We start from the raw sequence: 14857 nt of genomic DNA on the forward strand, positions 1-14857 counted from the left end.
GGGAAACACGTTAAAAGCTAGCACAAGCCCCGGGCGCCTGCTGTACTTAACCCCATTCTGATTGGTTAAGGATTTGTTACCCCGTTAACCTCAGGGCTGATAGCGGCTGACAATACTGTCCAACGCTCCACTACCACGGGCCTCATCCAGCCCCCGCTGCAGGTCTTGCACAATCCCGGGGTCGGTCTCGGTGCTCACGGCCAGGTACATCGGTGTTTCCCGGAAAACCAGAACCGGCCTCAAACCGGTAATACCGTGCTCCTCTTCGGCCACCAGTGGGCCCACAAGTCCATCCGTCACCCAGAGATCCGCCTGGCCCAGTGTCAGCCTGCGTGGATTCTGTTCACCGGACACACCCATGATCACATCAAACCCCTCACTCACCAGGTAGTCCGACATCACATCACCCTTGTAGCCGGCAATCTGGTACTGTTTCGCCTCTTCGAGGGAACTGAGTTCGATATCAGAGTCCGGCGCTGCGAAAAGTGTCCATTTGATGGGCGCCAGCGGCCCTACCCACTGGAATTCATCTTCCCGTTCATCGGTCCGCGCAGTGCAGAACAGCGCATGGTTCGCGCGGCCCTGAACCCGGTCATAGGCAAGGCTCCAGTCACGCATTTTCATGACGTACTCGTAGTTCACCCTCGCCATCATCTCCTTGACCATATCCGCACAGATACCTGATATATCCTCAGCGTTATGGGCAAAACCCTGGCCAGTGGTTGAAGCATTGTAGGGAGGGTAATTCTCGGTATAGATGTACAGCTTTTCGTCAGCAAAAGCCGCCGGCACCATCGCCAGCAACAACAGGGCGTGGGCCGCACGTCTGATAACTGTCAGGGGGGTTGGAACTCCGGGGCCTGGGATGGCTGGCATTCTTGTATCCTCGTAGCAATGGGTCGTTTCAAAACCCTTTCTGGAACTTTAGGCTAATAGCTTTGAGCAATTATGCCAATACGACCATCATTGCGGTTCCGATGCAAAATGTCAGTGACAAAACGTATCTTTGTTTCAGAGAATGACGTGCATCAAAACCCATGCCCGAGCACCAGCCCCATCAAGTTGACAATTGTCAGCGGCGTCGATGATTTTTATCGACACCTGGTCTATCGTAATGAGCATTAACATGTAAACTATGAACACAGGTTCAGGGATCCCAAAAGCTCGCTGACACAGGGAAGCCGTCAATGGCAGATAGTTCTACAACAAACACCGGTTTCCATCATCGCGCTCTTATTGTTGTGCGCGGGTTTACCCCCTGCGCCTGTTTTGTTACCGCAACAGCCAGCACTGCTGAGGGCGTCGCCTTCACCCTGACACACCTGACGTCAACAGCCACAGGTAATCACCTGACCCTATCCAACAACACTTGCGCCGAGCTTTTCCTGTTTGGTGATAGCAATGCCCCCATCCGGCTGACCGGCCACGCCCAATGGTGTGACAACGTCACCCTGCGCCTGACCTGCGCCCCCTCAAAGACCGACATGGAGGAGCTTCAAAATGCCCTCGCGGAGATTCGGGGCAGAAACGAGGCCCCGGGCATCCTGCCTCCTTTGCGGGCGCTGTACCACAAGCACACCCATCGCCTGCTGAATACTCTGGTTGCTGAATTTATTGCGCAGGCCTGTGCCAATATTAATGACGAACTGGACAAGGCAGCAGAGGTCCGCGAGATAACCCGTCTAAAAGACATGCGTTTCATTTTCAGCAGCCGACAGGAACAGATATGCCGGGATTTCACACTGCAGTTTCGGGCATTTGAGCATCAGCTTAACCCTGAACCGGCCGTTGAAAGCCAGGGCGAGTTACGGGTCGTAGAACAGCATGTGTTTGAAGACTGGCTGGAACTACAGATGGTGGCATCCTCTCTCGCCAGCAACCATACCAACACACTGTTCGTACTCAACCAGCTGTTGAACCAGCTTTTCCATGTCGACATCAATGATCACATTGACCCGCTGTCACCAATGGCGCTCTGTACCTGCCTGCAGTTCACCATTGACCGGCTGGGTATAGCCCGCCCTCACCGCCGAGTGTTGTATCAGGCCTTCGAAGGTGTGCTGACTGACATATGGCCGAAAGCCGCCAAGGCGCTGAACCGAGACCTGTCCGCGGGTGGGCTGCGTGCCATCGACCTGACCGACATGCCATCCAATTGGGCAGCCAGGGAGTCAAAGCTCCCCCTGAAACCCACACAGCCAGTTTCACCGAGCGACTCGGCGTCCTATCACGAGCCAGAGCATGCCCCCACCAAGGCGCCGGGCCGGTCAATCCTGCGACTGATGAGCCTGCAACAGGATGGTGGCAGCAGGCGGGAACCCTGGCCTAGCTCCAATCCCCGCCTGGTGGCCGAGCTGCGTCCTCACCGTGCCGGCCTGCGTGAAACCCTGGGCAAACAAAGCCCCAGCATGGAAGCGGCCATGCGAGCCCTGGCTTCGTCGAATCCGGAGCTGGAGCAAACCCTGGATCAGGGCACCTGGGAGAAAGTAACGCTTGTTGATCGTCTTTTCGAACCGCTGGAGCAGGAATACGGTTTAAATGAGACATTGCGGGAACAGCTTGAGCAGCTGCGACTGCCGGTTTTTGAGGTCCTGCTGGAAACGTCGGAATTCCTCGACCAGGACAACCATCCGGCCCGCACCATCATAAATGACCTCATGCGGCTATGCCTGGCAGAACGGAGTTCAAGCCGCCACCTGGAAAAAACCGTCACTGGTATCATCGATGAGCTTGTTCAGGCAGATGAACGGGATGAAGCCCTTTATCACTCCATTGGCACAAGGCTGCGAGGCCTGGTGGAGCGCCAGGAACAATCGTTCCAGAGAAATTCAGAGCGCATTGCCAAAACCCTGGAAGGCAAGGAGCGCTTGCGCCAGACCCGGCTTGGCGTTCAACGGCGACTGAACATGCTTTTAGCCGGCAGACCGGTTCCAGAGGTAGTGCTTGAATTGCTGGACGCCGGTTGGGAACAGTTAATTGTGCTGGCGGTGCTGCGTGAAGGCCCGGACAGTCAGACGGCCACAAGCTTTATCAATATCGTGGAACAGATCCGGCTCTGGCTTTCAGGAGACGAGGCGAGCCAGGATCTCGCCTTTGAAAGAGAACTGGAGAGCAAGGCGCTATTACAGCTCATTGACCGGGAGCTACGAACCATTGGCGATGTCTCGCCGGTTCGCGCCGTTATGGCACGACTGATCAGCGAGCTTCAGCAACATGAAGCCATTGAGTCCAAAGTGCTGAATTCCTATCCACTTGACGCTGAGGAGGCAGGGGAAGACGTTCGCCCGGAACTGGAGGATACCCGCTGGACAAGGCGCGCGCAGGAAATCGAGGTGGGTGATTGGGTGGAAATTGTCCTGGATACCGGTGAAAAGCGCCGCATGCGCCTGGTATGGGGAGGCCAGGATGTTTTCCGGTTTGTTTTCCTCTCGCCCCAGGGACTCAGTGAAGTCAGTTACAATTATTCAGAATTCGTTAGCAAACTTGCCAGAGGTGAAGCTTGGCTTGTCGGCCAGGGCGAGGTTCCCTTTGTTGACCAAAGCCTGTTCGACATTGTTCAGGGGGTCTACAAGCAACTGAATTTTGAAGCCACACACGATGCACTGACGGGCTGCCTTCACCGCCACGATTTCGAGAAACAGCTGGTGCAGGCCCTGGCCGGCATTGGTGACCCGCCCGAAAGTCATGCGCTGATGGTGTTCGACATCGACGAATTCAACATCATTAATGCTACCTACGGGACAAAGACCGGTGATGCTCTGCTGAGGTATTTCGCCCAATTGCTCCAGGACCATGGCAGCTTTCATACAGGCGATTGTCATCTCGGCCGGCTAGGTGGCAACGAATTTGCGATTCTCGCCAACAATATGCCCGCTGAAGAAGGCCTGGACTTCTCGGAACGGCTACGCGCCGCCTTCAGAGAAAAGCCCCACACCATCGGCAACGCCGAATTCTCTGCCACCCTGAGCGGAAGTGTCTGCCCGTTCGAAGACACGAGCCTGACTGCCGGCGAGCTGCTTAACCAGGCAAACCTGGCGCTGAAGATAGCCAAGCGCCGCGGAGGAAACAGCGTGGAGCTGGCCAGAATCCAGGACAGGGGAACCACCACTGGGCCACAATGGGTACCCGAGATAGACCGGAGTATCCGGGAAGGCAGCCTTTACCTGCGCGCACAGAAAATCATCCCCCTCTCTGGAAGCAACGAAGGGGATATGTACGAGCTTTTACTGGGGCTGCAAAACTCATCTGGCCAGGAAATATCGCCCCTGGGCTACATTGAGGCAGCGGAACAGTTCCGACGTAGCTCAAGGGTCGACCTCTGGGTCGTCAACGAGACATTGGGCTGGATGGACCGCAATCCCGACACGGTTGCAGGGATACACACCCTCAACATCAATCTGTCCGGCGCATCCCTGAGCGATGATGCCTTCCTCCTGAGTCTTGAATCCAAGCTGAAGCAACACACCGACCTGACAGAAAAACTGTGCTTTGAAGTCACGGAAACGTCTGCGGTTTCAAATCTTCATTACGCCGCGGATTTCATGAACGAGATGAAGCGCCTGCGTTGCCGTTTCGCGCTCGACGATTTTGGCACAGGTCTGTCTTCGTATGCCTACCTGCAGAAACTGCCGGTTGATTATGTGAAGGTGGACGGCGTTTTCGTCCGCGATATGGCAACCAACCTGACCAACTACGCTCTGGTAAGATCGATCACCGAGCTGTGTCACTTTCTCGACATAAAAGCCATTGCCGAATACGTGGAAGACATGGAAACCCTGGAGCTTCTCAGGGAGATCCAGGTAGACTATGGTCAGGGGTTCTGCATTGCCAAACCCCGGCGCCTGGACAGCCTGATGGCTGCTGCCAGGGAATGACACCTCCTTTTAATCCCTGCAGAAACGCCGCAACTCTGTGGCTACCTCCGCTGGAGCCTCCTCAGGCAGAAAATGCCCACAGTCCAGCATTCTGCCCTCAACCCTGTGGGCGTAGGCTTGCCATACCGACATGACATCGTAGGTGCGGTTAACAAATCCCTGACTGCCCCACAACACCAGCATCGGGCACTCTACCCTGCGATCACGGTCATGCTCATCATGGTCAAGATCAATGCCAGCCGCAGCGCGATAGTCTTCGCAGGAGGCATGAATCACCTGCGGATCACGAAAGCAGCGCAGATACTCCTCAACTGCATCGGGATCAAAGCGGGCATCCGGCCCGCTCCAGCGATTGAGCTTTTCCCTTAGAAAGTAATCCGGGTCAGCGCCGATCATGTGCTCGGGCAAACCATCGGGCTGAATCAGAAAGAACCAGTGGTAGTAACCGGTCGCGAAGTTCTGGTCGGTGTGTCTGAACATGTGCAGGGTGGGTGCAATATCCATCACACAGGCACGGGACACCTGCTCCGGATGATCAAGAGCCATGCGATGGGCCACACGGGCGCCCCGGTCATGACCTGCCACGGCAAATTGCTGATAGCCAAGGGTCGCCATCACCTTCACCATGTCAAGAGCCATTGCACGTTTGGAGTAGGGGCCATGGCTGGCATCGGATGGTGGCTTTGAGCTGTCTCCGTACCCCCTCAGGTCGGGGCAAACCACGTAAAAATCCCGGGCCAGTTCAGGCGCCACCCGGTGCCACATCACGTGGGTCTGGGGATAACCGTGCAGAAGAAGCAGAGGCGGCCCCTTGCCCCCGTGGGTAAGGTGGATATCGGCACCTGAGGTGCTGATGCATTCGGTTTTGAATTCAGCGCCAAAGTCCATCATCCGGCTCCGTGATTCGCGCTTCGTGAATATGTGGGCCTAGTGTAGCCAATTACCACCAACGATCGAATTGAAAGCAGCCCGGCCATAAGGTCAGAATACCTGTTTTTTTCCGTTTCATCTTAGACATTGGTTTCGTTGCGTCTTGCTGCAGAGCGCTTTTAAGGCCACTATCGTAACCATCCATATTTGCGATAACGAAAAGGCACCGCATGTTTCTCGAACGCTACCATTCAATCCAGGACGGACACGTGCTGATCAGTGCGACCCAGGCCAGCCGATTTGCCAAGGAAGTGGCGGGGGATTTCAACCCGATTCACAACCCCGATGCACGGCGTTTCTGTGTGCCCGGAGACCTGCTGTTTGCCCTGCTGGTATCACACTTCGGCCTGTCCCGTCACATGACATTCCACTTCCGTAGTCTGCTTGGAGAGAATGTCCCCCTTGAGTTTCGTAAGGACGACGATGGCCTGATTCGTGTCTACGACAACAAGGGCAAGGTGTACATTGAAGTTGAACGCAGTGGTGAGTGCACCCATGATAAGACAGTCATCGAGAACTTCACCCGCTGCTACGTTGCAGCTTCCGGGAAGAACTTTCCTCATACTCTGAAACCGCTGATGGAAAACGAAGGCGTGATGTTCAATCCTGACCGGCCCATGATCATGTATCAAAGCATGAGCCTGACACTGGATACCCTTGATGCCCCCCACCCTGATCTGGAACTTCATAACGCAGAGTTGAAGCCGGATGGAAAGCGAGGCAACGTTTCGCTGGACTACCGGCTGATATCAGGCGGCAAGACAGCGGGCGAAGTGTCCAAGAAGCTGGTTGTCAGTGGCCTTCGGGAGTACGACGCAGAGGCAATGGACGCGGTCGTTGAGGAGTTCTACCGGCTCAAGAATAAATCCTGGGATTAATGGAAAGGTTTTTATGGCAAAACCGGCAAGCCGCGAGGAGAAACAGGCGGCACTGGCCCGCCTCGACCGGTTCAGCCGAATGGCCGACAATGCCATTGGCATACCTTTCACCCGCTTTCGGATCGGCTTCGAGCCCCTCATCGGCCTCGTTCCCGTGCTTGGTGATTTCGCCGGCCTGATCATGTCCGGTTATGTGCTTCTGGAAGCACAACGGGCCGGCGCCAGTAGTCGTGTCAAAGTCCAGATGGTCAGGAATATGCTGATCGACTTTGTTGGTGGCCTTATACCCGTTGTCGGAGATGCCTTCGATTTTGCCTGGAAGGCCAACGCCCGCAATGCCCAACTTCTCCGTGACTACCTCGAAACCGAGCTTGATGTGAAGCCCACACCCGCCTTTCCGTGGAAACAGTTCCTCACCATCATTGCCGTTCTTTCGGCAGTGACGGCCCTGATTGTTGTGTTCGCACTCTGACCCGGGATCACTCCGGATTTGTGCCCCGCGCTCATCAAGGCTTAACCTTGAAACAGACACATTCACCAATTCAAGGGACAATCACCATGGCAAAGAACATCTGCTCCAACTGCGGAACGGACATTCCCCCGCGCAGTAAAAAGTGTCCGGAGTGCGGCAGCCTTCAGACCTCCAAATTCAAGATGATTCTGGGTGCTACGGCAGTACTGATCGGAGCCCTTGTGATTGTCATCGGGGCCATATTCATCATCGTGAAAGACGATCCCGCCAATCCGGCTGGGGACACCACCGAGATAAGTCCCTAGCCAGATCCTCTGGCACTAGCCCCCTTACCATGAGGGGGCTCATGGAAAACCTGAACTTGACGTCAAGTTTGATATTTGTCTACTCTTGACGGCATGAATGGGAACCCACGATGAAACCAGCACCCAGACAACAACGGGCGATCCGCAAGCGCAATGCACTGCTGGCCGCTGCGTTCAACGAGTTTTCCACCAAAGGCTTCGAGGCCACGACTGCGAAGTCCATCGCCGAGCGGGCCGGTGTTGCCACCGGCACCTTCTATCAGTATTTCCACAACAAGGATGACGCCCTGCGGGAGGTGACCCGTCAGCGGTTTGAAGAACTGCATGAACACATTCGGGTGCCAGAAGCCCGACTTGGAACAGTCCGCGATGACGACATCAGCATACGCGACGTGTTTCGCCAGGCCCTCGGTTTCGTTTACGACTTTCACCAACAGGAATCAGGCCTTCACGAAGCCCTGGAATACCGACGAAGGGTGGATTCCGAACTGGACGCCCTGATGAATGAGGGTGAGACAGTCCTGATGGAACGGGTACGCGCTTTTGTCGCCCGCTACGTGTGGGACGAAGTGGAAACCACCGCGTTCTGCCTCTTCTCTATGGCCGAAGGCATGGTTCACCGACATGTATTCCAGGGGCACCAGGACGTTCATCGGGACGATCTGATTGAAAGGGGTACGCAAATACTGGCGGCTTACTTTGAAAACCAGAATAACAACAGGTGAGACATTCATGAGCGACACAACCACTGACACTGCCTGGGATTACCTCATCCAGGGCGCCAAAGTCTTCGACGGCAGCGGCGAACTGCCGGTATATGAGGATATCGCCGTTGCCGATGGCAAGATAGCCGCACGGGGAGCCAACCTCGACACTAAAAACGCCCGGAACGTGATTGACGGCAGTGATCGATGGGCCATGCCGGGGTTGTTTGATATTCACACCCATTACGACCTGGAACTGGAAGTTGCTCCCGGCCTGCCGGAGTCCGTACGCCACGGCACCACCACGGTGGTGATTGCCAACTGCAGCCTTGGGCTGGCTTTTGGCTCCCAGCGCAAAGACGGTACCGACCCGATTGTGGATTGCTACGCCCGGGTGGAAAACATTCCCAAGGATGTACTGCGGGCAACGGCCGACCGGGTAGACTGGCACAATCCGAAGGAATATATCCGGCACCTCAACAAGCTCAGCCTTGGCCCCAATCTGGTTACCCTTGTGCCCCACTCCATGCTGCGCATTGAGGTAATGGGGTTTGATGCCAGCATCTCCCGGGATCCAACGGAAGACGAGCTCCAGGCCATGGAGTCACTGCTGGAGCAGGCGCTGAACGAAGGCTATGCGGGTTTCTCCACCGATGCGCTGCCCTTCCATTACCTGGCCAACCAGCCCAACACCCGCAAGACCATACCCACCCAGTTTGCGAAATACCCGGAGATCAAGCGGCTGACAGACGTGGTCCGGCGCAAGGGAGGTGTCTGGCAGGCCACACCGCCTAAAGACAGCACCATTGGCACCATCAAGACATTCCTGCTCAGTTGCGGCCGCCTCCATGGCAAGCCTCTGAAAACCACGGTTGTGGCGGCGCTGGATGTGCACAGCAATCGCAAGATCGTACGGCTGGCCCGGCTGTTGGCGCGGGCCCTCAACTCCCGCCTGTTGAAAGGTGACTTCCACCTCCAGGCCCTGGCGGCACCGTTCAAGGTGTGGTCCGATGGCGCGGTAACGCCGCTTTCAGAAGAAATCGAAGAGCTGCGTATTCTCAATGAAACTGAACTGGAAGATCGCGAGGGCAGGCTCAAAATCCTCAATGACCCGGACTACATCAGGCAGTTCAAGGCCATGTGGATGAGCGGAAAGACCGGTTTCGGTCTCAAACGCCTGAAACGCCTGGTTCGGCTCGAGGATTACGCCTTCAACCGTACCCTCGAAGACATGACCATCGACGTCTGCCCCCTGAAGGACTGGGAAGGCAAAACCTTCGCCGATGTGTTCGCCAGGGTCAGAGCGGCCAATGCGGGCAAGCCCCTCGAGTGCAGCGATGAGGAACAGGCCGTGCTGAACGACTACTTCGCCCAGGTGAAGGATGAAGGCGATTTCGTGCTGGCCATGCTGCGAGCCTTCGACCGCGACCTGAGCTGGTACACGGTTTCCGCCAACCGGGACGAGCGCGTAGTGCGCAACCTGCTGATGGACCGCCAGCTATTGCCGGGCTTCAATGACAGCGGCGCACATCTTACCAACATGGCCTTTTACGACGGCAACCTGCGGGCACTGAAACTGGCGTCGGACGGCGGCGATATGGACGTGGCCTACATGGTCCGCCGACTCACCCGCGACCCTGCACGGGTCTTTGGAGTCAGGGGGGGCAGCATCGAGGTGGGTGATCAGGCCGACCTGATCCTGGTGGACCCGTCCGCGCTGCGCCGCATGGACCATAACAAAACTGTTAAGCGGCAGTACCGGGAGGAGTTCCGGCACGAGCAACTGGTTAACCGCACCGATGGCGTGGTGCCCCTGGTGATGATTGCCGGCCATCCGGCCTGGCAGGGAACGGATTTCCACGAATCTCTGGGCCAGAAGAAAATGGGGACTGTACTGGAAACCACCTTTTAGCCGCAAAACCATTAACACACCAGGATGACTGAAACCAGGCGGCTGAACACCTCGAAGCCGCCCATACTTAGTGTCAGGGTCAATTTCAGGGCACCGCCCTGACCCACGCACCAAATTGAACCGCATGCGACCTGGCAGGCTCACCCCCTCATCCGAAAATGCCCTCCAACTCATCACAAAAAACTCGTTACCCAACTGATATTAAAAGACTTATCTCGTCAACCGACATTCGGGCACGGGTATTGCATTATTAAAGGTGACATTAACCAGCGATTGTCGGGCCACTGCTGGCCCAGAACATCGAACACTACCCGGGCAACGGCGTCCCCACAAACCTGACTTTCAGGCTTTCGTGTGCGCGCCGTTTTTTTGTGCCCGGAAAATTCCATCGTAAAATGAGGTAATAGAGGATGTCCTATCTAGTTCCATCAGAATTCGTCACCAAAATGGTGGACGCCGGTGAATCCAAAGTCCACATGTCCACCCGCGACACGCTGATTCGCGCCTTCATGGCCGGCGCCATTCTCGCCCTGGCGGCTGTATTTGCTGTTACCGTGGCGGTGGAAACCGGCAGTTTCCTGCTGGGTTCCGTGCTCTTCCCGGTCGGGTTCTGCATGCTGTACCTCATGGGGTTTGACCTGCTCACCGGTGTGTTCATGCTCACCCCCCTTGCCCTGCTGGACAAGCGACCCGGGGTTTCCACCAATACCATCCTGAGAAACTGGGGCCTGGTTTTTGTCGGCAACTTCGCTGGTGCACTGACCGTCGCCTTCATGATGGCCTTTATTTTCACCTACGGGTTCAATGTTGAACCTGGCGCTGTCGCAGAAAAAATTGCCGGCGTCGGTGAAGCCCGCACCCTTGGCTATGCGGAGTATGGCGCAGCCGGCTGGATCACCATTTTCATCCGCGGCATGCTGTGCAACTGGATGGTTTCCATGGGCGTGGTGGGCGCAATGATTTCCACCAACGTTGGCGGCAAGGTACTGGCGATGTGGATGCCCATCATGCTGTTCTTCTTCATGGGCTTTGAGCACTCGGTGGTGAACATGTTCCTGTTCCCCTTCGGCATCATCGTTGGGGGCGGTTTCTCGGTGATGGACTACCTGATCTGGAACGAAATCCCCACGGTGCTGGGCAACCTTGTTGGCGGCCTCGCCTTTACCGGCCTGACCCTCTACACCACCCACATCCGCACCGGTGCCAAGCGTAACTTCTCCAAGCGCGCCAGCGCTGACCGTGTACCGGCATAACTGACCAGGATGGAAGACCCGGCGCTCTCAAGAATGACAATAGCGCCGGTTTTCTGTCGTTCACTATGAGCAAACGCCTGAAAGTTTCTTGCGGACAATACTCTGACAAGGGCCGGAAACCCTCCAACCAGGACTTCCATGGCTGCACCATGCCTGCGGAGCCACGCCTGGGAATGAAGGGCATCGCCTTTGCCATGGCCGATGGCATCAGCAGTAGCGACGTCAGCCAGATTGCCAGTGAAACCGCGGTAAAAAGCTTTCTGGACGACTACTTCTGCACCTCGGATGCCTGGTCCGTTCGCAAATCTGCCGAACGGGTGCTTACTGCCACCAATTCCTGGCTTCACGCCCAGACCCGCAACAGCCCCTACCGATATGAAAAAGACAGGGGGTATGTGTGTACCCTGAGCGCCCTGGTAATCAAGTCCTCCATGGCATACCTGTTTCATGTGGGTGACACGCGGATATACCGGCTGCGCAATGGTGCCCTGGAACAACTCACCAACGATCACCGGCTTTGGCTATCCCAGCAGGAGAGCTACCTAAGCCGGGCCCTCGGGGCAGATTCACTGCTTGAGATTGACTACCAGTCCCTGGCGCTGAGAGAGGACGACATATTCATCCTGGCGACGGACGGCGTTTATGAACACGCCAGCGCGCAGCAGCTGATCAGTAACATCAGCCAGCACACGACCGATCTGGACGGTGCCGCCAGATCTATCGTCAACGCCGCCTACGAAAATGGCAGTGACGATAACCTCAGCGTACAGATTGTACGTGTTGACCAACTGCCGGAGCAGAAATCCGCAGAGCTACAGAGACAGGTGGAAGACCTGCCGTTTCCACCCATTCTGGAAGCCAGGCAAACTTTCGACGGCTACACCATTCTGCGGGAAATACACGCGACCAGCCGCAGCCATGTGTACCTCGCGCTGGATGCCGAAACCGGCACCCAGGTTATTCTGAAGACACCATCCATCGACCTGAGGGGAGATCCCGGCTACCTGGAGCGGTTCCTGATGGAGGAGTGGATTGCCCGGAGAGTAAACAGTGCCCATGTGCTCAAAGCCGGGCTGCAGGACAGACGACGCAATTACCTCTACACCGTGTCCGAGTACATCCAGGGCCAGACCCTGAAACAATGGCTTATCGACAACCCCCGGCCAGACCTGGAAACCGTGCGCGACATCGTGGTCCAGATTGCCCGGGGCCTGAATGCGTTGCACCGCATGGAGATCCTGCACCAGGACATCCGGCCCGACAATATCATGATCGATACCAACGGCACGGTGAAAATCATCGATTTCGGATCCGCACGAGTGGCCGGAATCGTCGAATCCGCCACCCTGGAACCGAATGAAATACCGGGTACGGCCCTGTACATGGCCCCGGAATACTTCATGGGCGAGACCGGCACTACCTGCTCGGACATCTACTCACTGGGTGTGCTTACCTACCACATGCTTTCGGGCAAGTTTCCCTACGGCACCCAGGTCGCCAAATCACATACCGCCTCTGCCATGCGCAGACTCACCTACGCTTCGGTTCTGGACGACGACCGGGAAATCCCTGCCTGGGTTGACGAAACCATTAAAAAGGCGGTGCATCCGAACCCCGACAAACGTTACCAGGAACTCTCCGAGTTCACCTTCGATTTGCGCCACCCCAATCAGAGCTTCCTCAACAAAACCCGCCCGCCACTGCTGGAACGCAACCCTGTCGCTTTCTGGCAAGGTGTCTCTGCCCTGCTGGCCTGTGTGGTGGTCTATCTGCTTGCCAAATAAACCGCTCCGTATGCCACTTTATCGCTCCAAGCAGGCGGGGCGAAACCGCGTTACACTGTTCAACGCTGAAATGGTTCAACATGGGTGAGGCGCAATGACCAACACAACCGCCCGAATGGGCTTCCTCTATCCCGGTCACGCCGCCGAAGATGACTATCCGCGGCTGGCGAAGATGATCACACCGGCAGCAGAGGTGACGGTCGTTCATACGGAATTCAACAAAGATGCCCACACTGTAGAGGCACTCAGGGAGATGGGAAGCCCGCAACGCCTCAGTGAAGGCGCCCGGCATCTTGAGAACACAGACCTGGAAGCCGTTCTCTGGACGTCCACCAGCGCCAGTTTCGTTCGCGGCATGGACGGCATCCGGGAACAGATCGAAACACTGGAAAACCTGCTTCACATACCCGCGTCCACCACTGCCATGGGGTTTGCGCGAGCGATTGCCGCGATCAACGCAAAGCGTGTCGCCATCGCGGCCACCTACCCGGAGAATGTCGCTCTGCTGTTCACCGCGTTTCTGGAGCATTTTGATATCGAAGTCGTACACATGACCAGCCATGGCATTGTCACCGCCGCAGAAGTGGGCACGCTGGAGCGAGAGGCGGTAATGAGGTTTGCAACGGACAATAACCATCCAGACGCCGATGCCCTGCTGGTGCCGGACACCGCACTACACTCCGCAGCCTGGCTGGAGGACCTTGAAGTGGCAGCCGGCAAGCCGGTGCTGACGGCCAACCAGGTCAGCTTCTGGGAGGGGCTCAGACTGTGCGGCAAACTCACGCCCCAGCAGGGCCTTGGCACACTCTTCCGGGTAGATCCCTGGAGCTAGTGTCCCGTCTGTTTGCGCTGGGTTACCACCAGAGCAACGCCGGTAATCGAAATGGCGCCGCCGACCATCGCAAGCACGCCCAGCGTTTCGTCGAAGAGCCAGTAAGCTTCCAGTGCTGTGACCGGAGGCACCAGGTAGAACAGACTCGCCACCTGTGAAGCCGCACCACGGCGGATCAGCCACATCAGCAGCAGAATGGCGCCGATGGAGACCCCGAAAACCAGCCAGACCATCGACCATATCAGCGGCTGGGCCCATTCCACCTCTCGGGTCTCGAAGAGAAAAGCGCCGACCGCAAAAAACGTGGCCGCTGCGCTGTACTGAATGAAAGTGCCGGCGACAAGATCCGCCTGGGTACCATTACGCTTCTGGTACACGGTACCCAGGGAAATGCCACCCAGCGAGAGCGCCGCCCAGGCCAGCGTCCACAATGGGAATGCCGTTGTGGATGTGCCGCCACCGAACTTCTCCAGCAACACCAGGGTCACCCCTACCATGCCCAGGGCCAGCCCCAGCCATTGCCGGGACGAGACACTTTCCTTGAGCACCACAATAGCCACTGCCGAAGTCACCAGCGGCTGCAGGCCCACGATAAGCGATATAATCCCCGAAGGCATGCCACCCTGAATGGCGTAATACACACCACCCAGATAACAGCCATGAACCAGCAGTCCGGTTACTGCCAGATGCCCCGCCCCACGCCAGCCGGGCCAGCGGGTTTTCATGAACCATGCAAGCACACTGAGCAAGGCCAGCGTGAACAGCATGCGTATCAGCAGGAGTGTAAAAGGCTCGGCAAACGGCAAGCCGTATTTGGCACCGATGAAGCCTGTGCTCCACAACCATACGAACAGAGCGGGCACAAAAAACGAATAGAAGATCGGGGGCATACGGCAACCGTAGGGTAGACGTG

The 14857-nt window shown here is 56.7% G+C and carries 12 protein-coding genes; 9 read left to right on the forward strand and 3 right to left on the reverse strand.

What is annotated here, in order from left to right; translation table 11 throughout:
• Nucleotides 1–90: 90 nt before the first annotated feature.
• Nucleotides 91–876 (reverse strand): substrate-binding periplasmic protein, encoded by a 786-nt coding sequence (locus QPM17_RS13905; protein WP_285391400.1) that lies wholly within the window; start codon nucleotides 874–876, stop codon nucleotides 91–93.
• Nucleotides 877–1187: 311 nt separating this feature from the next.
• Between QPM17_RS13905 and QPM17_RS13910 the strand changes: the two genes are divergently transcribed.
• The gene (locus tag QPM17_RS13910; protein WP_285391401.1) at nucleotides 1188–4874 is read left to right on the forward strand and encodes a DUF1631 family protein; all 3687 of its coding nucleotides are present in this window, start codon (nucleotides 1188–1190) and stop codon (nucleotides 4872–4874) included.
• Between the two features lie 9 nt (nucleotides 4875–4883).
• Here the strand turns inward: QPM17_RS13910 and QPM17_RS13915 are convergent, their stop codons facing one another.
• Entirely contained in the window at nucleotides 4884–5762 is an 879-nt protein-coding gene (locus tag QPM17_RS13915; RefSeq protein WP_285391402.1) for an alpha/beta fold hydrolase, read from the reverse strand.
• A gap of 212 nt (nucleotides 5763–5974) precedes the next feature.
• Here QPM17_RS13915 and QPM17_RS13920 point away from each other — a divergent pair, with 212 nt between their 5' ends.
• The 8 genes from QPM17_RS13920 to QPM17_RS13955 all read left to right on the forward strand — a co-directional run bounded on the left by QPM17_RS13920 (nucleotide 5975) and on the right by QPM17_RS13955 (nucleotide 13944).
• On the forward strand, nucleotides 5975–6682 hold the full coding sequence (locus QPM17_RS13920) for a DUF3581 family protein (protein ID WP_285391403.1): 708 nt from the start codon (nucleotides 5975–5977) through the stop codon (nucleotides 6680–6682).
• A gap of 13 nt (nucleotides 6683–6695) precedes the next feature.
• Nucleotides 6696–7154, forward strand: a complete 459-nt coding sequence (locus QPM17_RS13925; protein WP_285391404.1) for a DUF4112 domain-containing protein — start codon at nucleotides 6696–6698, stop codon at nucleotides 7152–7154.
• Nucleotides 7155–7240: 86 nt separating this feature from the next.
• On the forward strand, nucleotides 7241–7459 hold the full coding sequence (locus QPM17_RS13930) for a zinc-ribbon domain-containing protein (protein ID WP_285391405.1): 219 nt from the start codon (nucleotides 7241–7243) through the stop codon (nucleotides 7457–7459).
• A gap of 110 nt (nucleotides 7460–7569) precedes the next feature.
• Nucleotides 7570–8184, forward strand: coding sequence for a TetR/AcrR family transcriptional regulator (locus tag QPM17_RS13935; protein WP_285391406.1), 615 nt, complete (start codon nucleotides 7570–7572; stop codon nucleotides 8182–8184).
• 7 nt (nucleotides 8185–8191) lie between these two features.
• The gene (locus QPM17_RS13940; protein ID WP_285391407.1) at nucleotides 8192–10075 is read left to right on the forward strand and encodes an N-acyl-D-amino-acid deacylase family protein; all 1884 of its coding nucleotides are present in this window, start codon (nucleotides 8192–8194) and stop codon (nucleotides 10073–10075) included.
• A gap of 410 nt (nucleotides 10076–10485) precedes the next feature.
• A complete protein-coding gene (locus QPM17_RS13945; protein WP_285391408.1) occupies nucleotides 10486–11328 on the forward strand; it encodes a formate/nitrite transporter family protein in 843 nt (280 codons plus the stop codon).
• Between the two features lie 65 nt (nucleotides 11329–11393).
• On the forward strand, nucleotides 11394–13112 hold the full coding sequence (locus QPM17_RS13950) for a bifunctional protein-serine/threonine kinase/phosphatase (protein WP_285391409.1): 1719 nt from the start codon (nucleotides 11394–11396) through the stop codon (nucleotides 13110–13112).
• Nucleotides 13113–13206: 94 nt separating this feature from the next.
• Nucleotides 13207–13944 (forward strand): maleate cis-trans isomerase family protein, encoded by a 738-nt coding sequence (locus QPM17_RS13955; protein WP_285391410.1) that lies wholly within the window; start codon nucleotides 13207–13209, stop codon nucleotides 13942–13944.
• Here QPM17_RS13955 and QPM17_RS13960 read toward each other — a convergent pair.
• Entirely contained in the window at nucleotides 13941–14834 is an 894-nt protein-coding gene (locus tag QPM17_RS13960) for a DMT family transporter (protein WP_285391411.1), read from the reverse strand. The two genes, QPM17_RS13955 and QPM17_RS13960, sit on opposite strands and share 4 nt — an antisense overlap.
• Nucleotides 14835–14857: the final 23 nt, after the last annotated feature.

The organism is Marinobacter azerbaijanicus, from assembly GCF_030250645.1.
Taxonomy (GTDB): domain Bacteria; phylum Pseudomonadota; class Gammaproteobacteria; order Pseudomonadales; family Oleiphilaceae; genus Marinobacter; species Marinobacter azerbaijanicus.